Origin of the sequence: Streptomyces sp. GbtcB6 (assembly GCF_019091475.1) — a bacterium.
GTDB classification, from domain to species: domain Bacteria; phylum Actinomycetota; class Actinomycetes; order Streptomycetales; family Streptomycetaceae; genus Streptomyces; species Streptomyces hyaluromycini.
This window is the reverse complement of record NZ_JAGXJL010000013.1, coordinates 109,944-133,970: the sequence shown is the minus strand read 5'-3', so window position 1 is coordinate 133,970 and position 24,027 is coordinate 109,944. Positions and strand designations below refer to the sequence as shown.

24 protein-coding genes are annotated in these 24,027 nt (G+C 73.2%); 9 read left to right on the top strand and 15 right to left on the bottom strand.

Annotated elements, in window-relative coordinates; translation table 11 throughout:
* Nucleotides 1-16: 16 nt before the first annotated feature.
* The 4 genes from KVT45_RS23085 to infC all read right to left on the bottom strand — a co-directional run bounded on the left by KVT45_RS23085 (nt 17) and on the right by infC (nt 2,642).
* Nucleotides 17-871, bottom strand: a complete 855-nt coding sequence (locus KVT45_RS23085; RefSeq protein ID WP_217550622.1) for an RNA methyltransferase — start codon at nt 869-871, stop codon at nt 17-19.
* Between the two features lie 237 nt (nt 872-1,108).
* Complete coding sequence (rplT, locus tag KVT45_RS23080) at nt 1,109-1,492, bottom strand: 50S ribosomal protein L20 (protein WP_020938960.1); 384 nt, start codon at nt 1,490-1,492, stop codon at nt 1,109-1,111.
* 100 nt (nt 1,493-1,592) lie between these two features.
* Nucleotides 1,593-1,787, bottom strand: a complete 195-nt coding sequence (rpmI, locus tag KVT45_RS23075) for a 50S ribosomal protein L35 (RefSeq protein WP_016576627.1) — start codon at nt 1,785-1,787, stop codon at nt 1,593-1,595.
* 135 nt (nt 1,788-1,922) lie between these two features.
* A complete protein-coding gene (gene infC, locus KVT45_RS23070) occupies nt 1,923-2,642 on the bottom strand; it encodes a translation initiation factor IF-3 (RefSeq protein ID WP_217550620.1) in 720 nt (239 codons plus the stop codon).
* Nucleotides 2,643-3,042: 400 nt separating this feature from the next.
* Here infC and KVT45_RS23065 point away from each other — a divergent pair, with 400 nt between their 5' ends.
* Nucleotides 3,043-3,417, top strand: a complete 375-nt coding sequence (locus KVT45_RS23065) for a DUF1844 domain-containing protein (RefSeq protein WP_217550395.1) — start codon at nt 3,043-3,045, stop codon at nt 3,415-3,417.
* Between the two features lie 15 nt (nt 3,418-3,432).
* Here KVT45_RS23065 and KVT45_RS23060 read toward each other — a convergent pair whose 3' ends face one another.
* Nucleotides 3,433-4,167 carry an SseB family protein gene (locus KVT45_RS23060; RefSeq protein ID WP_217550393.1) on the bottom strand — a complete coding sequence of 245 codons (735 nt, stop codon included), beginning with the start codon at nt 4,165-4,167 and terminating at the stop codon, nt 3,433-3,435.
* A gap of 150 nt (nt 4,168-4,317) precedes the next feature.
* Here KVT45_RS23060 and KVT45_RS23055 point away from each other — a divergent pair, with 150 nt between their 5' ends.
* Nucleotides 4,318-5,322, top strand: coding sequence for a serine hydrolase (locus KVT45_RS23055; protein ID WP_217550391.1), 1,005 nt, complete (start codon nt 4,318-4,320; stop codon nt 5,320-5,322).
* A 112-nt stretch (nt 5,323-5,434) separates the two neighbouring features.
* Here KVT45_RS23055 and mycP read toward each other — a convergent pair whose 3' ends face one another.
* Both mycP and KVT45_RS23045 read right to left on the bottom strand, forming a co-directional pair.
* Nucleotides 5,435-6,598: a type VII secretion-associated serine protease mycosin gene (gene mycP, locus KVT45_RS23050; protein WP_217550389.1), complete on the bottom strand. Its 1,164-nt coding sequence runs from the start codon at nt 6,596-6,598 to the stop codon at nt 5,435-5,437.
* Nucleotides 6,595-7,413, bottom strand: a complete 819-nt coding sequence (locus KVT45_RS23045; RefSeq protein WP_217550387.1) for a hypothetical protein — start codon at nt 7,411-7,413, stop codon at nt 6,595-6,597. Before KVT45_RS23045 ends, mycP begins: the two co-directional genes overlap by 4 nt.
* An 868-nt stretch (nt 7,414-8,281) precedes the next feature.
* Between KVT45_RS23045 and KVT45_RS23040 the strand changes: the two genes are divergently transcribed.
* Nucleotides 8,282-8,770 (top strand): hypothetical protein, encoded by a 489-nt coding sequence (locus KVT45_RS23040; protein ID WP_217550385.1) that lies wholly within the window; start codon nt 8,282-8,284, stop codon nt 8,768-8,770.
* A 665-nt stretch (nt 8,771-9,435) separates the two neighbouring features.
* Nucleotides 9,436-10,638: an amino acid deaminase/aldolase gene (locus tag KVT45_RS23035; protein WP_217550383.1), complete on the top strand. Its 1,203-nt coding sequence runs from the start codon at nt 9,436-9,438 to the stop codon at nt 10,636-10,638.
* Nucleotides 10,639-10,642: 4 nt separating this feature from the next.
* Here the strand turns inward: KVT45_RS23035 and KVT45_RS23030 are convergent, their stop codons facing one another.
* The 4 genes from KVT45_RS23030 to KVT45_RS23015 are packed head-to-tail and all read right to left on the bottom strand — an operon-like array spanning nt 10,643 to nt 15,032.
* Complete coding sequence (locus KVT45_RS23030) at nt 10,643-11,443, bottom strand: DUF2510 domain-containing protein (protein WP_217550618.1); 801 nt, start codon at nt 11,441-11,443, stop codon at nt 10,643-10,645.
* A 48-nt stretch (nt 11,444-11,491) separates the two neighbouring features.
* A complete protein-coding gene (locus KVT45_RS23025; protein WP_217550382.1) occupies nt 11,492-12,283 on the bottom strand; it encodes a 3-oxoacyl-ACP reductase in 792 nt (263 codons plus the stop codon).
* Nucleotides 12,280-13,659 (bottom strand): aldehyde dehydrogenase, encoded by a 1,380-nt coding sequence (locus KVT45_RS23020; protein WP_217550381.1) that lies wholly within the window; start codon nt 13,657-13,659, stop codon nt 12,280-12,282. Before KVT45_RS23020 ends, KVT45_RS23025 begins: the two co-directional genes overlap by 4 nt.
* An 8-nt stretch (nt 13,660-13,667) precedes the next feature.
* A complete protein-coding gene (locus KVT45_RS23015; protein WP_217550380.1) occupies nt 13,668-15,032 on the bottom strand; it encodes a glutamine synthetase family protein in 1,365 nt (454 codons plus the stop codon).
* A 99-nt stretch (nt 15,033-15,131) separates the two neighbouring features.
* Between KVT45_RS23015 and KVT45_RS23010 the strand changes: the two genes are divergently transcribed.
* On the top strand, nt 15,132-15,866 hold the full coding sequence (locus KVT45_RS23010; protein WP_217550378.1) for a FadR/GntR family transcriptional regulator: 735 nt from the start codon (nt 15,132-15,134) through the stop codon (nt 15,864-15,866).
* Between the two features lie 59 nt (nt 15,867-15,925).
* A complete protein-coding gene (locus tag KVT45_RS23005; protein ID WP_217550376.1) occupies nt 15,926-16,618 on the top strand; it encodes a gamma-glutamyl-gamma-aminobutyrate hydrolase family protein in 693 nt (230 codons plus the stop codon).
* Here the strand turns inward: KVT45_RS23005 and KVT45_RS23000 are convergent.
* Together KVT45_RS23000 and KVT45_RS22995 are read right to left on the bottom strand one after the other, a co-directional pair.
* Entirely contained in the window at nt 16,596-17,555 is a 960-nt protein-coding gene (locus KVT45_RS23000) for a phosphotransferase family protein (protein WP_217550374.1), read from the bottom strand. The two genes, KVT45_RS23005 and KVT45_RS23000, sit on opposite strands and share 23 nt — an antisense overlap.
* A 331-nt stretch (nt 17,556-17,886) precedes the next feature.
* Nucleotides 17,887-18,807 (bottom strand): LysR family transcriptional regulator, encoded by a 921-nt coding sequence (locus tag KVT45_RS22995; protein ID WP_217550373.1) that lies wholly within the window; start codon nt 18,805-18,807, stop codon nt 17,887-17,889.
* Between the two features lie 70 nt (nt 18,808-18,877).
* Here KVT45_RS22995 and KVT45_RS22990 point away from each other — a divergent pair, with 70 nt between their 5' ends.
* Nucleotides 18,878-19,996 carry a TDT family transporter gene (locus KVT45_RS22990; protein ID WP_217550371.1) on the top strand — a complete coding sequence of 373 codons (1,119 nt, stop codon included), beginning with the start codon at nt 18,878-18,880 and terminating at the stop codon, nt 19,994-19,996.
* On the opposite strand, the gene KVT45_RS22985 is transcribed toward KVT45_RS22990, so the two are convergent.
* Together KVT45_RS22985 and KVT45_RS22980 are read right to left on the bottom strand one after the other, a co-directional pair.
* Entirely contained in the window at nt 19,908-20,663 is a 756-nt protein-coding gene (locus KVT45_RS22985) for a helical backbone metal receptor (protein ID WP_217550617.1), read from the bottom strand. The genes KVT45_RS22990 and KVT45_RS22985 overlap by 89 nt on opposite strands.
* 70 nt (nt 20,664-20,733) lie before the next feature.
* Nucleotides 20,734-21,306, bottom strand: coding sequence for a helix-turn-helix domain-containing protein (locus tag KVT45_RS22980; protein ID WP_217550369.1), 573 nt, complete (start codon nt 21,304-21,306; stop codon nt 20,734-20,736).
* A gap of 799 nt (nt 21,307-22,105) precedes the next feature.
* Here KVT45_RS22980 and KVT45_RS22975 point away from each other — a divergent pair.
* On the top strand, nt 22,106-23,035 hold the full coding sequence (locus KVT45_RS22975; protein WP_254647218.1) for a 5'-3' exonuclease: 930 nt from the start codon (nt 22,106-22,108) through the stop codon (nt 23,033-23,035).
* 114 nt (nt 23,036-23,149) lie between these two features.
* Nucleotides 23,150-23,995: a siderophore-interacting protein gene (locus tag KVT45_RS22970; RefSeq protein ID WP_217550365.1), complete on the top strand. Its 846-nt coding sequence runs from the start codon at nt 23,150-23,152 to the stop codon at nt 23,993-23,995.
* Nucleotides 23,996-24,027: the final 32 nt, after the last annotated feature.

Below are 24,027 nucleotides of genomic sequence, written 5' to 3'. Positions count from 1 at the left end.
CGAGCTGGTCACCCTACTAGCTCTCGGTGACGGAACGGCACCCTCCGGAGGCGCGCTGTGCACGGGCCGATGCGTAGAGACATACGGCGGCGGCGGTGGCGAGGTTCAGGCTTTCGGCCTTCCCGTGGATCGGGACGCGCACGACGGCGTCCGCCAGCGCGCGGGTCTCCTCCGGGAGCCCCCAGGCCTCGTTCCCGAACACCCAGGCAGTGGGCCGGCCCATGGTGCCCTTGTCGAGCTCGTCGTCCAGGTCGTCGGTCCCGGCCCCGTCGGCGGCGAGGATCCGCACGCCGACGCCCTTCAGCCCGGCCACGGCCTGCTCGACGGGGACGCCGACGGCCACCGGGAGGTGGAAGTGGGAGCCGACGGAGGCCCTGACCGCCTTGGGGTTGTACAGGTCCACGGACGCGTCGGTCAGGACGACCGCCTCCGCCCCGGCCGCGTCGGCGCACCGCAGCACGGTGCCGGCGTTGCCGGGGTCGCGGACGTTGGCGAGGACGGCGACGAGCCGGGGGCGGGCGGCGAGGATCTCCTCGAAGGGGGTGTCGAGGAACCGGCACACGCCGACCAGCCCCTGGGGGGTGACGGTGGTGGAGATGTCGGCGATGACGTCCTCGGAGGCGAGGTGGATCCGGGCGCCGGCGGTCCCGGCCTCTCCGATGATGTCGGCGTACCGCTCCGCGGCGTCCACGGTCGCGAACAGCTCGACCAGCGTGGGCACGTCACCGACCCGATGCCCGGCCGCCTCCCGCACGGCCTGCGGCCCCTCGGCGAGAAACAGCCGGTCCTTGCCCCGGAAGTTCCGCCGCCCCAGCCGCCGGGCAGCGGCGACACGGGCGGAGCGGGGGGAGATCAGCTCGGGGGTGGGCATCTTGTCGTTCACCTTCGGAGACATCAGTAACTTTCTTACCGCCGGGCCGACAGTGTCACTCGCCCGCGTTGCCGGGGTGCCGCAGCTGCGACGTGCCCCGTAAGGGGCGCGGGGAACCGCGCGACCAGCCCCCACCGGCCCCCGGCCGAAGGACAAGGCCGCGACAGCAACAGCAGGACCCGCAAGCCATTCAGCCTGCGGGTCCTTCAGTCACGTCGGCTCAGAGCCAGCGCAGCGTCACGCCGCCTTGGGGGCGTTGACGTCCGACGGCAGCGCCTTCTGGGCCACCTCGACGAGCGCCGCGAAGGCGTTGGCGTCGTTGACGGCCAGCTCCGCCAGGATCTTGCGGTCGACCTCGACGTTCGCGGCCTTCAGACCCTGGATGAAGCGGTTGTAGGTGATGCCGTTGGCGCGGGCAGCGGCGTTGATGCGCTGGATCCACAGCTGACGGAAGTCGCCCTTGCGCTTCTTGCGGTCGTTGTAGTTGTAGACCAGCGAGTGGGTGACCTGCTCCTTGGCCTTGCGGTACAGGCGCGAACGCTGACCGCGGTAGCCGGAGGCCGCCTCGAGGATCGCCCGGCGCTTCTTGTGGGCGTTGACTGCCCGCTTGACGCGTGCCACTTTTTACTCCTTGTAGCGGGGCCGCGGTTGGACTCACGCGGCCCGGAAACGACTTGGGTCCCGGTACTTCTGACTCAGGGCGCCGGCAGGCACCCGCGGGTCACTTGCCGAGAAGCTTCTTGATCTTCGCGGCGTCGCCCGGGGCCATCTCGGCGTTGCCGGTGAGGCGGCGCGTCACGCGGGACGACTTGTGCTCGAGCAGGTGGCGCTTGCCGGCGCGCTCACGCAGGACCTTGCCGGAACCGGTGACCTTGAAGCGCTTGCTGGCACCGCTGTGCGTCTTGTTCTTCGGCATAGCGCCGTTATCTCCTCGTCGGTGGCGCTCCGGTGCCCGGTCGCTAAACCGGGCACGGCGGAACGTCGCTCTTGTATCGGTTACATCCTGGGACTCTCGCCCCTGGGTGCTGACCTGGGGCGGGTTACCCCGGGGTCACGCCTCGACATGCTCCTCGGCGGGCGCCTCGACCTCGACCTCGGCGGCCTCGACCTCGGCGGCCTCGACCTCGGCGGCCTCGACCTCGGCGGCTTCGTCCTCGGCGGCGTCGAATTCCGCGGCGTTCTGCGAGCGACCGGGGTTGGCCTTCGCTTCCGCCTTGCGGGCCTCCTGCGCCTGCCGGGCCTCGGCCATGGCCTCGGTCTTCTTCTTGTGCGGACCGAGCACCATAATCATGTTCCGGCCGTCCTGCTTCGGGTTCGACTCGACGAAACCGAGGTCCTGGACGTCCTCCGCGAGCCGCTGAAGCAGTCGGTAGCCCAGTTCGGGCCGGGACTGCTCGCGACCACGGAACATGATCGTGATCTTGACCTTGTCGCCCTGCTTGAGGAACCGGACGACGTGACCCTTCTTGGTGTCATAGTCGTGCGGGTCGATCTTCGGCCGGAGCTTCATTTCCTTGATGACCGTGTGCGCCTGGTTCTTGCGCGCCTCACGGGCCTTCATGGCCGACTCGTACTTGAACTTCCCGTAGTCCATGAGCTTGCAGACCGGCGGACGCGCGCTCGCCGCCACCTCAACCAGGTCGAGGTCGTACTCCTGCGCAAGCTCCAGCGCCTTGGCAAGCGGAACAATCCCGACCTGCTCGCCGCTGGGACCGACAAGTCGCACCTCGGGAACGCGAATCCGGTCGTTGATGCGGGGCTCGGTGCTGATGGATCCTCCTCGGTAGCACCACGCGGCGGTCTGGCGGACAGCCGCGTAACGTCTGTTTTCGTAAGACCTAACCGCACCGAAGCAGAAAAAATGCCCCAGACGATCACAGGCGGGGCTCCTCGAACTACCGGAGCACCGCCGCGGGGATCGCGGGGCGCACTATCGGACGGAACGCCGTCGCCTTAGCGGCGACGCGACCGTCTGACCGGTGACCTGCCGCCCGAGAGGGTGGTCAGGTGGGAGTTCGGAGCCTCCACTTGTGGGCCGGTTCAGCTAGCGGTAAGGCATATCTGTCCGGCCGGTCGTCACACAAGGCTAGCAGCAAAGCCGAGACAGGGCTAATTGAGACGACCTGGGGCTAAGTAAGAGCCCCCTCCCCTCTGCGCCTATCGTGTGGGGCATGAGTGAGACGCCCCTTCCCGGCCCCGGTGACGCCGGGCAGCCCGACTTCGACGAGATGACCCGCGACATCGCGGAGGTCCCCGCGGTCGAGGTGATCGTGACGGTCGCCGTCAACCTGATGAGCGCCGCGGCCGTGAAGCTCGGTCTGACCGAGGAGGGCGACAAGTACAAGGACCTGGACGAGGCCCGCAAGCTGGTCACCGCCCTCGCCGGGCTGCTCGACGCGTCCGCGACCGAGATCAGCTCCTTCCACGCGGCCCCGCTGCGGGACGGCCTGAAGTCGCTGCAACTGGCCTTCCGCGAGGCCTCGATCGTCCCCGACGAGCCCGGCCAGGGCCCCGGCGAGAAGTACACCGGTCCGGTCTACGGCTAGCGCTCGGTCCGGCGGTCAGTCCCTGACGTACAAGGGCTCGCCCGGAGGCGTGGTCCCGGCCGGCAGCAGTGCCAGGTCGAGGCCGCGCACCAGGCGGGCCCTCAGTGTCTCGTCGGCGGCGAGCCGCTCGGCGACCGCCCGGGCGGCCTCGGCGGGCTGCGCGGCGGCCGGGTCGAGGACCAGCGCCAGCGTGCCGTCGGCCGACCCGGGCCCGAGGTGGGCGCTGAGCACGGCCGGCTCGGCGGCCACCGCGGCCCGGACGGCCCCGACCACGGCCGGGTCGGCGAGCGGATCGGTGGTCGTACGCCCCTCGGCGAGGGCGAGCAGCGTGGAGCCGGTCAGTTCGAACGGCACCGGCCCCGACAGGTCGAGGACCACCGTGTCGGCGTTCTCGTGCGCGGCTGCCTGGAGCGCCTGGTGCAGGGGTACGGCGACGGGCCGGGCCGCCGGGTCCCAGCGGGCCAGCGAGGCGGTGGAGGTGAAGGCCGGCAGCGCGGTGCGGTGGCCCGCCTTCAGGGTGGGGACGGCCATGTCGCTGGTCTTCTCGCGGCGCAGCCCGTTCTCGTCCTCTTCGACCTCGCCGAGCACGGCGACCACCGGAACCAGCAGCCGGGCGTCCTTCAGCGCCTCCAGGACCGGTCCGACGGCGCTGCGGTCCCCGGCCCAGGCGGCCAGCGCGGCGGTCAGCCGGGGGTCGGCGGAGCCGTCGTCGTCGGAGTAGCCGGAGTCTGGAATGTTCTTGTTCGCCACGGTCCCCGACCCTATCGGTGGGATGCTGCTGCGCTTGTGCGGCCCCCGAAACCCGTCCGACACGGGTTTCACCGGAATCTCAGATTTCCCTGACCTACTTCTAACGTCCAGCAAACGGCTCACACAGTCCCCGCCCCGAGCATCGCGGGCATGGAGTCCCCCAGAGCCACCTCAGGATCCCGCCGGGCCCGGCGCCGCGGCCGGCCCCGGCGCCGGGCCCTTCTCTACGTCTCGCTCGCGACGGTCGCCGTCGTCGGTGCCACCGCGGCGGGCACCGTGTACGTGAAGGCGCACGCGCACGGCAACGCCGTATCCTCGGCGGCGTCGCCGACGCCGTCCTCCTCGGCCTCGGTCGCGGCGAGTGGGGAGGCATCGGTGGAACCCGTGACGGAGCCGGCCGTGGACCGGGACGCGCTGCTGAGTTCGGCGATGGGCAAGGTGACCGTGCCGTCCGGAGCGAAGGTCTCGGCGGCGGTCCTCGACCTCGACTCCGGCGACAGCGCGAGCTACGGCGACTCGGCCTTCGACACCGCGAGCATCGTCAAGGTCGACATCCTTGCGACGCTGCTGCTGCAGGCGCAGGACGCCGGCCGGCATCTGACGGCGACGGAGAAGGCGTACGCCACGAAGATGATCGAGAACAGCGACAACACGTCGGCGTCTCAGCTGTGGGACATCATCGGCAAGGCGGCGGGCCTGGACGCGGCGAACAAGCGCTTCGGGCTGACCGGCACGGAGGGCGGCGACGGGGCGCTGTGGGGGTTGACGCAGACCACCGCCGCCGATCAACTCACCCTGCTCCAGCAGGTGTTCGGGGACGACTCGAAGCTGAGCGAGGCCTCGCAGGCGTACGTCAAGGGGCTGATGAAGACGGTCGAGTCGGACCAGCGGTGGGGCGTCTCGGCCGCCGCCGACGGTTCGGAGTTCGCGCTGAAGAACGGGTGGCTGGCGCGCAGCACGACGGGGTTGTGGGACGTCAACAGCATCGGGCGGGTGACGGTGGACGGGACGGACTATCTGGTCGCCGTGCTGTCCAAGGGGACCGTGAGCCAGGCGAAGGGGATTTCACTGGTGGAGGCGGCTGCGAAAGCGGCGGTGGGGTCGTTCACCGAAGCTGATTCGTCTGCGTCCGCGTCTGCTTCGGCTTCGCAGTAGGGGTTGGGGCGACAGGTTCGGAGGCGACTGCGGCTGCGTGGGGGCTGGTCGCGCAGTTCCCCGCGCCCCTTGGGGGCGCTACACCTCGGGGCGTTTCAACAGTCAAAGCTTTTCAGACGGTCCTGCGGCGGCCCCGCCACAGCACCACCGCCGCCACCGCCAGCACCCCGCCCGTGCCGCCGGCCAGCGGGGCCGCCCAGTCCGTCGCACTGGTCGCCTTCTCCTTCGGGTCCGGGCCGGAGCCGAAGTACTTCCTGGCGTAGGACGCCGACGTCAGGTTCTGTGTCTTCAGCCTGGCCGCGGCCTTGATCGCCGCCGCCGGGTCGATCATGCCGAAGCCCCGGGAGTCGTCACGGCCGCCCGCCGGGGCGTCCCGGGCGGTGTCCTCCAGGAGCTTCTTGATCTGGGCCGGGGTGAGGCCCGGGTGGGCCGCCTTGACCAGGGCCACGGCGCCGGAGACGAAGGCGGAGGCGGCGCTGGTGCCCCAGCCCTCGTAGTACTTGTGGTCCGGGTCGGCGATGACGATGTCGACGCCGGGTGCGCTGACCGTGGCGTACCAGCGGCGGGTGGAGAAGTCGGCGCGGGTGCCGAACTTGTCCACCGCGGTGGCGGCGATGACGCCCGGGTAGGCCGCCGGGTAGGAGATGTGGTCGCCCTTGTCGCCGCCGTTGCCGGCCGAGGCGACGACCACGACGTCCTTCTTCAGGGCGTACTGGATCGCCTCGTCCTCGCTGGGCTCGGGGTGCGCGGAGTCGGAGTCGTCGCCGAGGGAGAGGTTGATGACGTCGGCGCCGTGGTCGGCGGCCCACCGGATGCCCTCGGCGAGGGCGTTGCCCCGCGTGGAGCGGGCCTTGCCGCGGGCGCTGTCACCGTCTTCGAGGATGACCCGGACGGGCAGGATCCTGGCCTCCGGGGCCACCCCCATCACCCCGTCCTCGTTCCCGACGCCATGGCCGTGACCGGCGATGATGCCGGCCATGGCGGTGCCGTGCCGGGCCCAGGTGCGGTCACCGGGCTTGGCCCCGAAGCCGATCATGTCCTTGGCGGCCAGGACGTTGCCGACGAGGTCCGGGTGGTCGGCCTCGACGCCGGTGTCCAGGACGGCGACGGTGATGCCCTTGCCCTTGGTGGTCTGCCAGGCCTCGTCGAGGTGCAGGGCGGACAGGCCCCACTGCTGGGCGCGGATGCTGTCCGCGTACGCGGTCGTGGACGGCAGCAGGGCGAGCGAACCGGCGAGCAGCAGGCTCACCGCGGCCCCGGTTGCGCGGCGCTTCATGAGGGCTTCTCCGTTGCTGCCGGGCCGGCGATGTTCTGGCGCAGTCGCCGTTCGATCCGGTCGGCCAGGCCCTGCGCCTCGTTGCCGAGGCCGGCCTGGGCCGCGGCCGTGGTGGCACCGGACGTCTCGGCGTCGGCGGCGGGCTGCGGGGTGTCGACGGTACGGCCGTCGGCCCAGCCGGATACCGCGTAGGCGACGACCGGGGCGTCGGTGAGCACGGAGATCGTCCAGGAGGCGCGCTGGTGCGGCCCGAACCGCTCGGCGGCGGTGTTCTTCGCCGCGTACGGGCGGGGCAGCAGGTCGGTACGGCGGTCCAGACGCTCGTCGGTGAACCGCTTGGCGAGGGCGGTCATCCCGGCCGGGTCGGCCTTCGTGAACAGCAGGCCGACGGTCGTCACATAGCTCTGGGTGGCGTCCGTGTAGGTGGCGCGGATCAGGCGCTGGCAGCCGACGGGGGCGAGCGCCTTGCGCAGCAGCGGGTCGAAGGCGTCGGCGCAGCCGCCGGCCGGGGCGACGGCGATCCGGGTCCAGGTGCGGTCGGCTCCGCCGGGGCCGGCGCCGGTGCCCTGCACGGTCGGCGGGAACAGCTCGTCGACCGGCACGTTGTGCCACAGGCCGGAGGCGGTGCTGAAGCTGGTCGCCGCGGTCGTGTCACCGTCGTCGTCGACGATCCAGCCCCCGGTCACCGCGCCGCCGATGAGTCCGAGGCCGAGCACCATGCAGGCGGCGGCAGCGGCGGTACGAGGCGCCACGCGACCGACCAACGACAGCCCCCGCCCACGCTCGTCGTACCCCTCGGGCTCACCGAACGTCACAACGGGCCGCTCCCGGCCGGGAGTTCCCGCGGAGGCGCTCCAGGACATGGCGGGGTCCGGGGCGGGGCCGAGGGTGTGGGCCGGCGGGGCGGTGTCGCGGTAGGAAGGAGGAACGGGGGCGGGACGCGGCGCGGTGCCGGAGTCCCGGTGGGCCGGGGCCGGCGCGGCCGGCTGTGCCGGGGCAGTCGTGGGTCGCGGCGGCGCTCCCGCCGCGGACCGTGCGGGAGTGTCGACGGCCGGGAACGCCGTACCGGTCGCCGACGAGGCCGCGGGCCGCGCCTGGACACCGCTGTCCGGGAGCCCCGCCGGACGCGGAGGGCCGGAGGGCGCCTGGGCACCGGGCCGGTTCGGCGCATCGGCCCCCGGGGCCTTGCCGGGCTGCGCCGGCGGCTCGGTCGGACGCGGCGGAGCAGCGGGCGGCGGGACGCTCGTCGGACGCGGGGGAATGCCGGTCGCCGCAGGCTCCGCCGGACGCGGTGCGGCACCGGATGCCGGAGGGCCGACCGGGCGCCACGGTGTGCCGGGCGCCGCGGCGCCCGTCGGACGCGAGGGATCGCCGGTCACGGCAGGCTCCGCCGGACGCGGCCCGTTACCCGTCGCCGAAGGACCCGCGGGACGCAGAGGTGTGCCGGTCGCCGCAGGCTCCGCCGGACGCGGTGCGGCGCCCGCCGCCGAAGGGCCGGAAGGACGCGGGGGTGTACCGGTCGCCGGAGGGCCGGACGGACGCGGCTGTGTGCCGGACGCCGGGGCGTCGGCCGGACGCGGCGGAGTGCCTTCGGCCGGAGGCCGGGGCGGGCGGGGTGGCGGTGGGGTGGCCTTAGGGGGCGTCGTGGGGCGTGGCGGGGCCGTCGGTACCGGGAAGGTCCGCATGTGCGGGCTCCACGCGCTGCCCGAGTCCGGCGTGCCGGGGAAGTCGCCGCGGGGCCGTTCGAACCGTCTGGGCCCGGTCGCACCGGACGTGCCCCCGGCCGGGTCGCTCGACGGCGCGGCCGGGCGCGCGGACGACGGCCCTGCGGTGCCACGCCGCTCGTCCGACGACGGCTCCGTTTCCTCCGCCGCGCGCAGGGGGCGTAGCGAGGTGGTCGGTTCCGGCCCGGGCGGCGTGCGCCGTGGCGACGGGCCCGGACCGTGGGACAGCCGGAACGGCGCGGTACGCCCGGTCTCCCGCCCGGAGGACGCGGGCGGCACCGGTCGGCCGGACTCCCGGCCCAAGGAGGTCGGCGGCACGGCCCGGCCGGTCTCCCGGCCGGAAGGCGCCGGGGGCAGGTCCGGGAAGCGGGCCGAGGCCGGTGGCGGCGGGGACGCGGTGGCCGCGCCCTGGGACGGCGGGCCCTGCGGCGGACGGAAGTTGGGATAGCGGGGCCGAACGATGCGTTCGGCGGACGTCGAGCGGCCGACGGCCCGGTCCCCCGCATCCTGTTCGCCCTGCCCCACCGCACCGCCCCGACTCGTCCGGTCATCACGACTCTGCTGCCCGCCGGGCCGTCCCGGCAGCTGGTCCTGCCCGGAGCTCCCGGCCCCACCGGTGGATACGTCCGGCCGCTGCGACCGGTTCACCCGGCTCGGCCGGTCGAAGAACCCCGGCCGGTCCACGCGGCCGGACGCACCGGACGCGTGCGGGACGTCGCCCTGGCCGGTCCCGCCGTTGCCCGGCCGGGTTCCGTCGGCCGTCGGCGCGGGCTCCCCCGGGGAATTCGCCGGGGCGGGGTCGGGCGAAGGTCGTCGCGGGATCGGGGCGTGCCGCGCTTCACTGCTCATGCGCCCCCCGTTTCCTCGTGCCCGGGCCAACTCCTCGTACGCGTCGTCGTGCTCACCGGCGCGGAGACGTCCACCCCCGGGCACGCATACCCGCACGCGCGGATCCGCATCCCGGCGCGGGTCAGGCGGCCGGGTCCGTTCCGCCGTACGTGCGCGTCACTCTACGGGTTGTCCGAGGGCGAACGGGAACCAGTCCGCGGCCCCGGGGCATCTGCCCGGATCGTCCCCCTACCCTGCGGTAATCCTGTCTGGCAGGCTTCCTTCATGACTGCGCGCGCCGCCGACCGGGCCCGTTACGACCGGGCCACCGCCCACCTGGACGCCCCCCTCGCGATCGTGGATCTTGAGGCCTTCGACGCCAACGCGGACGATCTGGTGCGCCGGGCCGGCGGCAAGCCGATCCGGGTCGCCAGCAAGTCCGTCCGCTGCCGCCACCTGCTGGAACGGGTCCTCGCGAAGGAGGGGTTCGCGGGGATCATGTCGTTCACGCTCGCGGAGTCGCTGTGGCTCGCGAGGTCGGGGTTCGACGACATCCTGCTGGCGTACCCGTCCGCCGACCGGGCCCGGTTCGCCGAGCTGGCCGCCGACCCGAAGCTGGCCGCCGCCGTGACCGTGATGATCGACGACCCGGCACAGCTCGACCTGATCGACGCCGCCCGGGACGGCGGGAGTGAAGTGGTCCGGATCTGCCTGGAGTTGGACACCTCGCTGAAGCTGTTCGGGGGGCGGGTGCGGGTCGGGGCCCGGCGCTCGCCGCTGTACTCCCCCGCCCAGCTCGCCGACCTCGCCCGGACCGTGGTCGGGCGGCCGGGGTTCAAGCTGGTCGGGATCATGGGATACGAGGGGCACATCGCCGGGGTCGGGGACGATGTCGCCGGCCGGCCGCTGCGGTCGCGCGCGGTGCGGCTGATGCAGACCACCGCCCGCCGTGAGCTGGCCGAGCGGCGCGGCGCGGTGGTGCGGGCGGTCCGGGCGGTGGCACCGGACCTGGAGTTCGTCAACGGCGGCGGCACGGGCAGTGTGCAGACCACGGCGGCGGAGGACGCGGTCACCGAGATAGCGGCGGGGTCGGGTCTGTACGTGCCGCGCCTCTTCGACAACTACACGTCGTTCACCGGCCGGCCGGCCGCGCTGTTCGCCATGCCGGTGGTGCGCCGGCCCGGTGTGGGGGTCGTCACGGTCCTCGGCGGCGGCTACCCGGCCTCGGGCGCCGCGGGCCCGGACCGGCTCCCGGTGCCGTACCTGCCGGAGGGGCTGTCGTACGACGCCCAGGAGGGCCCCGGCGAGGTGCAGACCCCGCTGCTCGGCTCCGCGGCGGACGACCTGCTGATCGGCGACAAGGTCTGGTTCCGGCACGCCAAGGCGGGCGAGCTGTGCGAGCGGTTCGCCGAACTGCAGCTGATCGAGGGCGACCGGGTGACGGCGACCGTACCGACGTACCGGGGTGAGGGTCACACGTTCCTGTAGAGGTCTAGCGCGCCGGGCGGATGCCCTTCGTGATCGCGTCCATGTCGGACAGCGGCGGTCCGTCCGGGCCCGCGTCGAAGACGAACCGGACGACGACCGGGGCCGGGATGCCGGTGTCGGACGGGAAGGCCAGGGACTGGACGTAGCCGCCCGGTCCGTCGGCCGTCCGTACCCGCCAGCGCACCAGGTAGCCGTCGCGGCCCGCCACCGCGACCCGCCCGGCCTTGACGACCCGGTGGGACCGGATGCCCCCGAAGGGCCGCCCGCCGCCGGGATCGTGGCCGTACGCCGCCTCGGCCGCGTCGGGTACGTCCCGTTCGGCGACGGTGCGCGGGGAGGCGCCGTCGGCGCTGGCCGCCGTACGGCTGATGACCTGGCCGTGGCGGCACCGGCCGGTGTCGGCCGGGCAGGCGTAGGTGCCGTCGGTGGTCATCACGACGTCGTCCTGGGCGAGGTACGAGGAGCCGGTCCAGCCGGCCGGCACCGGCAGGGTGATGCCGTTGAGCTGGTCGACCACGAGGGACGGGGGCGCTGCCGCGCTGGGGGCGGCGTGGACCGTGGTGTCGGCTCCGCCGCTCGCCTCGTCGGTGCGCAGCACGGTCGCGCCGGAGACGATCGCCGTCGCCAGCACGGCGGCGGCGGATATCAGCGCGACCGCCCTGGCCCGTCCGGACGCCCCGGTCGCCGGGGCCGGCGGCGCGGGGAGGCCGGACGGGGTGCGCCGGTGCTCGGTCCAGGCCCGTCCGTCCCACCAGCACTCCAGGTGCGGGGCCTGCGGGTCGGCGTACCAGCCGGGCGGCGTCATGCTCACTCCCGCACTGTAGGACGGGGGTCGGGGTCCGTACACGGACTCCTAGAGGGGCGTGACGTACGCCCCAGAGATCCCGCCGTCCACCAGGAAGTCGCTGGCGTTGACGAAGGAGGAGTCGTCGCTGGCCAGGAAGGCGACGGCGGCGGCGATCTCCTCGGCTTCGGCGAACCGGCCGAGCGGGATGTGCACCAGGCGCCGGGCGGCCCGCTCGGGGTCCTTGGCGAACAGCTCTTGCAGGAGGGGGGTGTTGACCGGTCCCGGGCAGAGCGCGTTGACGCGGATGCCCTCGCGGGCGAACTGGACGCCGAGTTCACGGGACATGGCGAGAACGCCGCCCTTGGACGCGGTGTACGAGATCTGCGAGGTGGCCGCGCCCATCCGGGCCACGAAGGACGCCGTGTTGATGATGGAGCCCTTGCCCTGCCGCCGCATGTAGGGGATCGCGGCCTTGCAACACAGGTAGACGGAGGTGAGGTTGACCTCCTGGACGCGCTTCCAGGCCTCGAGTCCCGTCTCCAGGATGGAGTCGTCGTCGGGGGGCGAGATACCGGCGTTGTTGAAGGCGATGTCGACGCTGCCGTAGGTGTCGAAGGCGGTCTTGAAAAGGGCCTCGACCTGCTCCGGGTCGGTCACGTCGACCTTCACGAAGATGCCGCCGACCTCCTCGGCGGCCGCCTTGCCGCGGGCCTCGTCGACGTCGCCGCAGACGACATGGGCGCCCTCGGAGGCCAGCCGCCGCGCGGTGGCGAGGCCGATGCCGCTGCCGGCTCCGGTGATGACGGCGGTGCGGCCGACGAGTCGGCGGCAGACGATGTCAGGGGTCTGAGCGGTCACTGTGCGGGGCCTTCCGTGCTGATGAAGACGTTCTTGGTTTCGGTGAAGGCGGTGAGCGCGTCCGGGCCGAGTTCCCGGCCGATCCCCGACTGCTTGAAGCCGCCGAAGGGGGTCCAGTAGCGGACGCTGGAGTGGGAGTTGACGGACAGGTTGCCGGCCTTGACGGCCTGGGAGACGCGCAGGGCGCGGCCCACGTCCCGGGTCCAGATCGAGCCGGAGAGGCCGTACTCGGTGTCGTTGGCGAGGCGGACGGCGTCGGCCTCGTCCTCGAAGGGGAGGACCACGGCGACGGGTCCGAAGACCTCCTCGACGGCCACGCGCGCGTGCGGCTCGACGCCGGTGAGGACGGTCGGCGGGAACCAGAAACCGGGGCCCTCGGGGGCCTTGCCACGGATGCCGGGCGCGTCGGCGTCGACGTACGAACGGACCCGCTCCAGCTGGGACCTGGAGATCAGCGGGCCCATGTCGGTGCTCTCGTCGGCCGGGTCGCCGACGGTGACGGACTCGATCGCGGGGGCGAGGAGTTCCAGGAAGCGGTCGTAGACCGGGCGTTGGACGAGGATGCGGGTGCGGGCGCAGCAGTCCTGGCCGGAGTTGTCCAGGAAGGACATGGGGGCGGCGGCCGCGGCGGCCTCGATGTCGGCGTCGGCGAAGACGAGGTTGGGGCTCTTGCCGCCGAGTTCGAGGGTGACGCGCTTCATCTGGTCGGCGCAGAGGGCCATGATGTGCTTGCCGATCCGGGTGGAGCCGGTGAACACGATCTTGGCGACGCCGGGGTGGCGGACCAGCGCCTCGCCCGCGATGTCGCCGCGGCCGGGCAGTACCTGGAAGAGGTGCTCGGGAAGGCCTGCCGCCAGGGCGAGTTCGGCGAGCAGGAGGGCGGTGAGCGGGGTCGTCTCGGCGGGCTTGAGGATCACCGCGTTGCCGGCGGCGAGGGCGGGGGCGGTGCCCCAGGCCGCGATGGGCATGGGGAAGTTCCAGGGGGCGATGATCCCGACGACCCCGAGGGGTTCGAGGAGGGTGACGTCGAGGCCGCCCGGGACCGGGATCTGCCGGCCGGTCAGCCGCTCCACTCCCCCGGCCGCGTAGTCGAGCAGTTCGCGGACGTTGCCGGTCTCCCAGCGGGCGTTGCCGATGGTGTGCCCGGCCTCGCGGACCTCCAGCTGTGCGAGTTCCTCGCGGTGTTCGTCGACGACGACGGCGAACCGGCGCAGCAGCCGGGCCCGTTCGCCGGGCGCGAGCGCGGCCCAGCGCTGCTGGGCCCGCGCGGCCCGTCGTACGGCGGTGTCGACGTCCCCCTCCACAGCCCCCGGGACGGTCGCGATCACCTCCTCCGTGGCCGGGTTGAGGACGTCGAGTTCGTACTGTTGCGACAAGTGATGCCTCACATGCGTTCGAAGGAGCGGCGCAGCTCCCAGTCGGTCACCGCGGCGTCGAAGGCCTCCAGTTCGACGCGGGCCATGTTGCGGTAGTGCGCGACAACCTCGTCGCCGAAGGCGGCCTTGGCGACGGGGCTGTTCTCCCAGAGCTCGGCGGCCTCGCGGAGGGTGGTCGGGACGTGCGCGAAGTCGGCGGCGTAGGCGTTGCCGGCGCAGGCCTCGGGCAGTTCCAGCTTCTGCTCGATGCCGTACAGGCCGGCCGCGACCAGACCGGCGACGGCGAGGTGCGGGTTGACGTCGCCGCCGGGCAGCCGGTTCTCGAAGCGCAGCGAACGGCCGTGGCCGACGACCCTCAGCGCACAGGTGCGGTTGTCCTGGCCCCAGGCGACGGCGGTGGGGGCGAAGGAGCCCGGCTGGAACCGCTTGTAGCTGTTGATGTTGGGGGCGTAGAGGAGCGAGAAGTCGCGGAGGGCGGCGAGCTGTCCGGCGAGGAAGTGCCGCATCACGTCGGACATGCCGTGCCCGTCGGGGGCGGCGAAGACGCCCTGGCCGTCCGCGTCCGTCAGCGACAGGTGGATGTGGCAGGAGTTGCCCTCGCGCTCGTTGTACTTGGCCATGAAGGTGAGGGAGACGCCCTCCTGGGCGGCGATCTCCTTGGCACCGGTCTTGTAGATCGCGTGCTGGTCGCAGGTGACGAGGGCCTCGTCGTAGCGGAAGGCGATCTCGTGCTGGCCGGGGTTGCACTCGCCCTTGGCGGACTCGACGGTCAGCCCCGCGCCCGCCATCTCGTTGCGGATCCGGCGGAGCAGGGGCTCGATCCGGCCGGTCCCCAGTACCGAATAGTCGATGTTGTACTGGTTGACCGGGGTCAGCCCTCGGTAGTTCGCGTCCCAGGCCGCCTCGTACGTGTCCTTGAACACGATGAACTCCAGCTCCGTACCGACCTGTGCGGTGTAGCCGAGTTCGGCGAGGCGCTCCAGTTGACGGCGGAGGATCTGCCGGGGCGCGGCGACGACCGGGGAGCCGTCGTTCCAGGCGAGGTCGGCGATGAGCATCGCGGTGCCCGCGTTCCAGGGCACGCGGCGGAGGGTGGAGAGGTCGGGGTGCATGGCGAAGTCGCCGTAGCCGCGGTCCCAGGAGGACATGGCGTAGCCGTCGACGGTGTTCATCTCGGTGTCGACGGCGAGGAGGTAGTTGCAGCCCTCGGTGCCGTGGCGCAGGACCTCGTCGAGGAAGAAACGGGCGGCGAACCGCTTGCCCTGCAACCGCCCTTGCATGTCTGGGAAGGCCAGGACGACAGTGTCGATCTCACCGCCCGCGACGAGGGTGTGCAGTTCCTCGACGCTCAGCGGGGGTGTGCGGTCTGCCACGGGAGCTCCTTCGGCTTCTTTCACGCAGCGCTTCTGGGGCCGGTCGGGGAGCTCTAAGGTATTGAAGAGAACCATTGCTTGGGAAGGGGGTACGGCCATATGTCGTTGGACGCGGACGGCGCCCTCGACGACCCGTTGACTCCGGTGCTGCGACCGGTGCGGGCGGGCAACGGCTTCGAGGAGGCACTGGAGCAGATCCTGCAGGTCGTCCGGCTGGGTCTGGTGCCGGGCGGCGAGCGGCTGCCCGCCGAACGGGAGCTGGCGGAGCGGCTCGGGATCAGCCGGGTGACGCTGCGCGAGGTGCTGAAGGTGCTCCAGGACCAGGGCCTGGTGGAGTCCCGGCGCGGCCGGTACGGCGGGACGTTCGTGCTGCCGCGCACGGACGCGGGCGGCGAGGACGAGCTGCGGCGCCGGATCGCCGAGGTCGACATCGAGGACGTGCTGCGCTTCCGGGAGGTCCTCGAGGTGGGTGCGGCGGGCCTGTGCGCGGCGCACGGGCTGACCGGCGAGCAGGCGCTCCGGCTGCGGGAGGCACTCGCCCGCACGCACGAGGCGCCGCTGGCGGACTACCGCCGCCTGGACACCCTGCTCCATCTGACGATCGCCGAGCTGTGCGGCTCCCCCTCCCTCACCGCCCAGTACGCGGCGGTCCGGGCGACGGTCAACGACCTCCTCGACTGCATCCCGCTCCTGGTCCGCAACCTGGAGCACTCGCAGCGCCAGCACATCGCCCTGGTGGAGGCGGTACTGGACGGGGACGCGGACGGGGCGCGGGAGATGATGCGGGAGCACTGCGCGGGGACGGCCGCGCTGCTGCGGGGCTTCCTGGCGTGACGGCCCATGCGCATGTCATAAAGGTAGGCACGCGCACCTTTATGACACGGGAGGGGACCATGACCGGACGGCCGCTGATCGGCGTGAGCACATACCTGGAGGCCGGGGCGCGCTGGGGCGTCTGGGAGCTGGAGGCGGCCCTGCTGCCGGCCGGCTACCCACGTCTCGTCCAGCGGGCCGGCGGCCTGGCGGCGATGCTGCCGCCGGACGCGCCGGAGCACGCGGCGGCGACGGTGGCCCGGCTTGACGGCCTGGTGATCGCGGGCGGCCCGGACGTGGAGCCGGTCCGCTACGGCGCCGAGCCCGACCCCCGCACCGGCCGCCCCGCCCGCGCCCGGGACGCCTGGGAACTGGCCCTCGCCGACGCGGCGCTGGCCGCGGGCATACCGCTGCTCGGCATCTGCAGGGGCATGCAGCTCCTGAACGTCGCGCTCGGCGGCACCCTCGTCCAGCACATAGACGGCCACGCGGAGGTCCCGGGTGTCTTCGGCCGCCACCCGGTCAAGCCGGTGCCCGGGACGCGGTACGCCGACACGGTCCCGGAGGAGACCTCGGTCCCGACCTTCCACCACCAGGCGGTGGACCGCCTCGGGGCGGGGCTGCTGGTGTCGGCGCACGCGGCCGACGGCACGGTCGAGGCGATCGAACTGCCCGCCGAACGCGGCTGGGTACTCGGGGTGCAGTGGCATCCGGAGATGGGCGAGGACCTGCGGGTGATGCGCGCCCTGGTCACCGCCGCAGCCGCGTCCTGAGCCAGGCCAGGGCCGCCTCTCCCTGCGCCCGCTGGAACGGGCGCAGGGTGGGCAGCCCGGGCGGCGCGGGCCGCACCGAGTGCTCCAGGAAGAAGCCGGTGAGCGCGGCGAGGGCGGCGGTGACGGCGTCCGGGTCGGCGTCCCGGCCGAGCGGATGCGCGCCGAACACGCCCTCCGGATCCGGGCCGCCCTGTGCCGTGACGCACGGCAGCATGACGAGCAGGTCGAACCAGGGGGCGGCCCGGACCGCGTGCGGCCAGTCCACGAAGACGACGCCTCCGTCGTCCGTCAGCAGCATGTTGTCGGCGCGCAGGTCGGCGTGGGCGAGGGTGTCACCGGCCGCGGACTCGGACCAGGGGGCGGCGAGTTCGGCCAGTTCGGCGAGGTGGGAGACGGTCCAGTCGCCGAGGCGCCCGGTGGCCGCGCCGGGGCTGTCGATCAGCCTGCGCCAGCCGTCGAAGGTGTCGGCGAGGTGCTCGGCGGCGGGTGGGGCGTCGACCGGGGACGGGGTGAGGGTACGGCCGAGGGCGGCGACGGCGTCGAGGACGCGGCGGAGTTCGTCCGGGCGCCAGGGGATGTGCGGCTGACGGCCCTTCACCTCCTCGAAGACGAGGGCCACCCAGGTGCCGTCGTCGTAGCTGCCGAGGAGGCGGGGTGCGGGGACACCGGCCGGGAGGGCGGCGGTGTTGCGGGCCTCCGTGCGGTGCAGGGCGGGGCTGTCGGGGTTGGCGTCGGCGCTGACCGCCTTGACGAAGGCGGTGCGGTGGGCGGCGGTGCGGATTCTGGCGGCGACGCCCGGGGAGAAGCCGCCGGGCTGGGTGACGGCGTGGGTGACGGGGGCGCCGCCGAGGAGGTCGGCGACGGCGGTGCGGACGGGGGCGGGGAGAGCTTCCCAGGGGGTGCGGGTGCCTTCGGCGGGCGGGGCGGGGGTGGGCATGGAGGGATGGTGGGGGCTGGACGCCGGCCCCCGCGAGGGATTTTCGCCCCCGCCGCCCCTACCCGTCCCGTCCCGTCCTCCAGGGGGTGGGCCCCCTTCGACCGCCCGTTCCGGGGGCTGCCGCCCCCGCACCCCCGCATCGGCCTGAACGGCCTCGTCCTCAAACGCCGGACGGGCTGGAGAGTGGGGTGCGGACCGGCGCTCGGCCTCGGACGCCGGACGGGCTGAAGGAGGTGCAGACCGTCCTTCGTCCTCGGACGCCCGACGGGCTGTCCTTTCAGACCGCTCCTCTTCAGGTGACCGAGTCGGGTGGTGGGCGGGCGAAGGTCCCTCACCCCCGGGTCAGGGAGAGCAGCTCGCGTGCCGGGCCGGTCGGGCGGTGGCCTGTCGGCCAGACCGCTCGTAGGTCGCGGCGCAGGGCGATGCCCTCCACCGGGATGCTGACCAGCCGCCGCATCGCCAGTTCCTCCCCCACCGCCAGTTCGCTGAGAACCGCAGGGCCCGCGCCGCTGACCGCCGACGCCTTCACCGCCGTGGTCGACGACAGTTCGATCAGCGGTCGGGCCAGGCCGCCCAGTGCCGCGTCGAGGACCTGCCGGGTGCCGGAGCCGCGCTCGCGGAGGATCAGCGGCGTCGCCGCCAGCTCCGCCGCCGCGAGCGGGCGTCGGCGGCGGGCCCAGGGGTGGGTGGGGGCGACCACGACGATCAGCCGGTCGTGGGCTATCACCGCCGAGTCCAGGCCGTGCGGCACCGTCAGCCCCTCCACGAAGCCCAGGTCCGCCTCGTCAGCGAGCAGCCGCTCCGCCACCGCCGCCGAGTTGCCGGCGAGCAGGGACACCGCCGTGTCGGGGCGCTGGGCGCGCAGTGCGAGCAGCCAGCCGGGCAGGAGGTACTCGGCGATGGTCATGCTCGCCGCCACCCGCAGCCGCGAGTCCCGACGGTCCCGGAGCGCCTGGGCACCCGCGTCGAAGGCCTCCGCCGCCTCCACCACCCGCCGCGCCCAGTCGGTCACCAGCGCCCCCGCGTCCGTGAGCCGGGAGCCGCGCGGTGAACGGTCGACCAGGGCCACGCCCAGCTGCCGTTCCATGGAGCGGATCCGGCTGCTGGCCGCCGGCTGGGTGATGCCGACCTCCCGCGCCGCCGCCCCGAGGCTGCCCAGCCGTGCCACCGCCAGCAGCAGCTCCAGCGCGCCGAGGTCCGGCACCCGGTGCGCCAGCGTGCCGCCCGCCGCCCGCTCCTCCGTCTCACTCATAAGACCAGCTTATGCCCCCATAGGTAAGGACTCCCTGGTCGGCGGCGCGAAGCCGCGGCACGTTGGACCCATGGTCACCGCAGTCCGCCATATCGGCCCCAACTGGTACGCGTCCGTCATGGGCACCGCCGCCCTCGCACTGGGCGGCGGCGCGCTCGGCGGCGCCGGCTCGCGCGAGCTCTTCGTCGGCGTCTGGGCGCTGTCCCTGCTGCAACTCGTGGTCCTGCTGTTCGCCCGGGCCCTGCACTGGGCCTGCCACGCCGACCAGGCCCGCGCCCACCTCCGCGACCCCGCGGTGGCCCCCTTCTACGGCTGCCTCTCCATGGCCCTGCTCGCCGTCGGCGGCGGTGCCCTCGCCCTCGGGCGGGACTGGATCGGCGAGCCGGCCGCCGTCGCGCTCGACTCCGTGCTGTTCGTCGCCGGTACCGCCGTGGGGCTCGTGGCCGCGGTCGCCGTGCCGTACCTCCTGGCCGTACGGCACCGGGTCGAACCCGGTCAGGCCTCCCCGGTGTGGCTGCTACCGCTGGTCGCGCCCATGGTGTCGGCCGCGCTCGGGCCGCAGCTCGTCCCGCACCTGCCGCCCGGGCAACCTCGCGCGGCCCTGCTCTACGGCTGCTTCGCGCTCTTCGGGCTGAGCCTGCTGACCACGCTGCTGATGCTGACGCTCGTCTTCGCCCGGCTGGTCACCGGCGGTCCGCTGCCGCTCGAGCTGACCCCCACGGTCTTCCTGGTGCTGGGTCCGCTCGGGCAGTCGACGACGGCGGTGGGCGCCTTCGCGGACCTCGCCCCCGGGGTCGTACCGCCGCCGTACGCCGCCGGTTTCGGCCTCCTCGCCGTGCTGTACGGCGTTCCCGTCATGGGGTTCGCGCTGCTGTGGCTGGCGCTGGCGGCGGCGCACGTGGTGCGGGCGTGGCGGCAGGGGATGCGGTTCGCCATGACGTGGTGGGCCTTCACCTTCCCCGTGGGGACGTGTGTCACGGGCGCGGCAGCGCTGGGGCGGCACACCGGGCTCGCCGCGTACCACTGGCTGGCGGTGGGTCTGTACGCCGTCCTCGTCGCCGGCTGGCTCGCGGCCGCCTCCGGGACCGTACGCGGGCTGCTCAGCGGTGAGCTGCTCGCAGGGCCTCGCCCAGCACCCGTGGCGCCTCGGCCAGTGACGGTCCGTACCACGTCAGGTGCCGTCCGCTGACCAGTGCGCAGGGCAGCCCCGGGAACGCCTCCGGGCCGTCGGCGGCGGTGAAGCGGTAGGGCTCGTCCGGGAGGACGACCAGGTCGGGGGCCGCGTCGAGCAGTTCCCCGACCGGGATGCGGGGGTAGCGCTCGGGGTGGCCCTCGAAGAGGTTGCGTACGCCCAGCCGCGCCAGCACGTCCCCCGCGAACGTGTCCCGGCCCAGGACCATCCACGGCCGCCGCCAGATCGGTACGACCGCCGTCGTGCGGGGACCGGCGGGCAGCGGTGCGGACCAGGTCCGCTCCGCCTCGTCCAGCCAGCGGGGGCGGCCGGTCGCCCCGCACGCGGTGAGGACCCTGTCCAGCTCACGGAAGGCCTGCGGCACGTTTCGCGCCTCCGTGACCAGGACCTCCACGCCGGCGGTGCGCAGGGCGTCGAGGTCGGGGGCGCGGTTCTCCTCCTCGTTGGCGATCACCAGGTCGGGGGTGAGGGCGAGGATGCGGTCGAGGTCGGGGTTCTTGGTGCCGCCGATGCGGGGGACGTCGAGGTCGGCCGGATGGGTACACCAGTCTGTGGCGCCGACGAGGACTCCGGGGAGCGTTTCTGCGATTGCCTCGGTGAGAGAGGGAACGAGGGAGATCGCGCGTCGTGGTTCTCTGCGGGTGCGTGGGGGCTGGTCGCGCAGTTCCCCGCGCCCCTTTCGGGGCGCTTCAGCTCGGGGCGTCTCAGCCCGGGGCGCCTTGGGGCGGGGGGTTTCAGCGGGGGCGATCCTGGACCGCCTCGATGTGTTCTGCGACCGCCACCACGATCACCCTCGTGTCCGGGACCGTCGCGCGCCAGCGGTGGCGGACTCCGCCGGTGAGGTAGAGGGTGTCGCCGCGGCCGAGGCGGTAGGCGCGGCCCTCGGCCTCGATCTCCACGGCGCCGTCGGCGACGTACATCAACTCGTCGTTGCGGTGCTGGAATTCGCGGCCGGCGTCGTGGTCACCGGTGAACTCCGAGGCGTGCAGCTGGTGGTGACCGCGGACCAGGGAACGCACCTTGGGTGCGAAGTCCGGCTCGGTGGCGTCGTCGGCCCGTACGACGTCGACGCTGCACGCCGGGTCGGCGGCGGCGAGGAGTTCGACGGCCGTGGTGCGCAGGGCGTCGGCGAGCTTCTCCAGGGAGGTGCGGCTGGGGCGGGCCCTCTCGTTCTCGATCTGGCTCAGGAAGGGCACCGACAGGCCGCTGCGCTCGGCCACGGCGGCGAGGGTGAGCTCCAGCGCACGGCGGCGCCGCCGGATTGCCGCGCCCACCCGCACGGGCTGCTGGTCTTTGTGGTCGCCCATCGCTCCGGCTCCCTCCTTCGCTCGTCGTTCCGTCCTTCGGGCGCCCCGCTGCGGCCGGGCCCCTCCTGATGGGTTCTCTGCACCCTACGCATGTTCGGCAAACCGTTTCAGGCGGCCGTCACATCCCTGTCACGTCCGGTGAGCGCGACCCTCACAGTTCGCGCCAGTGCACGAGCTCGCCGGACACACCGGGCGCGGACTCCTCCTTCGGGATGAACACGCTGACCAGGAGGGCCGGACGGCCGTCGGGGTCGGTGATCGGCGCGGCCGGGGGACGGGTGAAGGACCGGCTGCCGCCGGGGGTGCTCAGGCTCGGCCGGAGGCGGGGTCGTAGGCATACGCCGACCGGCTCCCGAAGTCGTTCCGCGGGCGCGCCCCCTCGATCAGGACGAGGGGGCGGCCCGGGAGTTGAATGCGCGAGCGGTCGCCGATGTTCCCGGCGGCGCCCCGGGCGCGGAGTGCCTGGTCGAGGCGCTGCTCCGGGCGGGCCCGCCGGAGGGTGAAGTCCTGCGGGGCGGCCCGGAGTTGGCGGTCGATGGCGCAGTCGGCGAGGTAGTGGCCGGTCAGTTCCGCAGTGTCGCCGCGGAGCGCGGTGCTGTCGGGGGTGCCCCGGCACGGCGGGACAGGGTGCGAGGCGCGTCGAACGCGTGGTCGGCGGTTCCGCCCGGCAGGGCGGCAAGGCTTGGGCAGGGCCGTAGCGCTATGTGGTTGGCCGGATCCTTTTCGTAGGCGAGGAGACCCGGCCGCCGGCGCCCTGGGTGTGCTCGGCACCCGGTCGCCGTCAGTGCCGTACGGCATGATGCGTGGCGTGACCGCACGACTGATGCTTCTCGACACCGCCTCGCTGTACTTCCGCGCCTACTTCGGCGTCCCGGACTCCGTGAAGGCGCCGGACGGCACGCCGGTGAACGCCGTGCGCGGGCTGCTGGACTTCATCGACCGGCTGGTCAAGGACCACCGCCCGGACCTGCTGGTGGCCTGTATGGACGCCGACTGGCGGCCGCAGTGGCGGGTCGACCTCATCCCCTCCTACAAGGCGCACCGGGTCGCCGAGGAGCGCGAGACGGGACCGGACCAGGAGGAGGTGCCGGACACCCTCTCCCCGCAGGTGCCGGTCATCGAGGAGGTGCTGGACGCGCTCGGCATCGCCCGGGTCGGCGTCGCCGGGTACGAGGCCGACGACGTGATCGGCACCTTCACCGCGCGGGCCGGCGGTCCGGTGGACATCGTCACCGGCGACCGCGACCTCTACCAGCTGGTGGACGACGCGCGCGGGGTGCGGGTGCTGTACCCGCTGAAGGGCGTCGGGACGCTGCAGACGACCGACGAGGCGTGGCTGCGCGAGAAGTACGGGGTGGACGGAGGCGGGTACGCGGATCTGGCGCTGCTGCGCGGGGACCCGAGCGACGGTCTGCCGGGGGTGCCGGGCATCGGCGAGAAGACGGCCGCGAAGCTCCTCGCCGAGTTCGGTGACCTGGCCGGGATCATGGCCGCGGTCGACGACCCGACGGCGAAGCTCACGCCGTCGCAGCGCAAGCGGCTGGACGAGGCCCGGCCGTATGTCGCCGTGGCGCCGAAGGTGGTCCGGGTCGCCGGTGACGTACCTCTGCCGGATGTCGACACCGTGCTGCCGAAGACTCCCCGCGACCCGGCGCGGCTGAACGCCCTGGCCGCCCGCTGGGGTCTGGGCGGCTCGCTGAATCGCCTGCTGGTGACACTGGAGGCCTGACCCCGAAGGAATGCTTCCGGTAAAAGACGCTCATCGAGTGTTCATGGAAGAGGTGTTAACTGGACGGAGATGCTAACTTAGGTAAACCTAACCAACGGAGCAGGGAGGCCGGTCATGGCGGAGCGCCCGGGACGTAAGCCGCGTAAGCCCCATTCCGCCCAGGTGGTGCGCACCGAGCGGCTGAGCCCGCACATGCAGCGCGTGGTCCTCGGCGGTGACGGACTGGCCGACTTCGCCGCGGACACCTGCACCGATCACTACGTGAAACTCCTCTTCGGGCCGGCGGGCGTCACCTACCCGGAGCCGTTCGACCTGGAACGGATCCGCGCCGAGTTCCCCCGCGAGCACTGGCCGGTGACCCGGACCTACACCGTGCGCTCCTGGAACGCCGAACACCGGGAGCTGACCCTGGACTTCGTGGTGCACGGCGACGAGGGCCTGGCCGGGCCGTGGGCCTGCCGGGTCCAGCCCGGCGAGACGGTGCGCTTCATGGGTCCCGGCGGCGCCTACGCCCCCGACACGGGCGCCGACTGGCATCTGCTCGTCGGTGACGAGAGTGCACTGCCCGCGATCGCCCGCGCTCTGGAGTCCCTGCCGGCCGGGGCGAAGGCGTTCGCCTTCGTGGAGATCTCCGGCCCCGAGGAGGAGCAGAAGGTCGACTCCGACGTGGAGGTCGTCTGGCTGCACCGGGGCGAGCGGCCGGTCGGCGAGGCGCTGGTCGCGGCCGTACGGGAGCTGGAGTTCCCCGAAGGCCGGGTGCACGCCTTCGTGCACGGCGAGGCGAGCTTCGTGAAGGAGCTGCGGGCGCTGCTGCGCGTCGAGCGCCAGATCGCGCGCGAGGATCTCTCCATCTCCGGCTACTGGCGTCTCGGGCACAACGAGGACGGCTGGCAGGCCTCCAAGCGCGAGTGGAACGCCCGGATCGAGGCGGAGCAGGAGGGCGGCGCGGCCGCCGCCTGAGCAGACCGGCGGCATCTCACGAGAAGATGCCG

Coding starts and splice junctions, on each gene's coding strand:
- KVT45_RS23055 (WP_217550391.1), top strand. CDS start 4,318: ATGGAGTCCCCCAGAGCCACCTCAGGATCCCGCCGGGCCCGGCGCCGC.
- KVT45_RS23000 (WP_217550374.1), bottom strand. CDS start 17,555: ATGCCCACCCCCGCCCCGCCCGCCGAAGGCACCCGCACCCCCTGGGAA.
- KVT45_RS22995 (WP_217550373.1), bottom strand. CDS start 18,807: ATGAGTGAGACGGAGGAGCGGGCGGCGGGCGGCACGCTGGCGCACCGG.
- KVT45_RS22990 (WP_217550371.1), top strand. CDS start 18,878: ATGGTCACCGCAGTCCGCCATATCGGCCCCAACTGGTACGCGTCCGTC.
- KVT45_RS22975 (WP_254647218.1), top strand. CDS start 22,106: ATGCGTGGCGTGACCGCACGACTGATGCTTCTCGACACCGCCTCGCTG.
- KVT45_RS23030 (WP_217550618.1), bottom strand. CDS start 11,443: ATGACGCCGCCCGGCTGGTACGCCGACCCGCAGGCCCCGCACCTGGAG.
- KVT45_RS22980 (WP_217550369.1), bottom strand. CDS start 21,306: ATGGGCGACCACAAAGACCAGCAGCCCGTGCGGGTGGGCGCGGCAATC.
- mycP (WP_217550389.1), bottom strand. CDS start 6,598: ATGAAGCGCCGCGCAACCGGGGCCGCGGTGAGCCTGCTGCTCGCCGGT.
- KVT45_RS22970 (WP_217550365.1), top strand. CDS start 23,150: ATGGCGGAGCGCCCGGGACGTAAGCCGCGTAAGCCCCATTCCGCCCAG.
- KVT45_RS23085 (WP_217550622.1), bottom strand. CDS start 871: ATGCCCACCCCCGAGCTGATCTCCCCCCGCTCCGCCCGTGTCGCCGCT.
- rpmI (WP_016576627.1), bottom strand. CDS start 1,787: ATGCCGAAGAACAAGACGCACAGCGGTGCCAGCAAGCGCTTCAAGGTC.
- KVT45_RS23065 (WP_217550395.1), top strand. CDS start 3,043: ATGAGTGAGACGCCCCTTCCCGGCCCCGGTGACGCCGGGCAGCCCGAC.
- KVT45_RS23040 (WP_217550385.1), top strand. CDS start 8,282: ATGTGCGGGCTCCACGCGCTGCCCGAGTCCGGCGTGCCGGGGAAGTCG.
- KVT45_RS23010 (WP_217550378.1), top strand. CDS start 15,132: ATGTCGTTGGACGCGGACGGCGCCCTCGACGACCCGTTGACTCCGGTG.
- KVT45_RS23005 (WP_217550376.1), top strand. CDS start 15,926: ATGACCGGACGGCCGCTGATCGGCGTGAGCACATACCTGGAGGCCGGG.
- KVT45_RS23035 (WP_217550383.1), top strand. CDS start 9,436: ATGACTGCGCGCGCCGCCGACCGGGCCCGTTACGACCGGGCCACCGCC.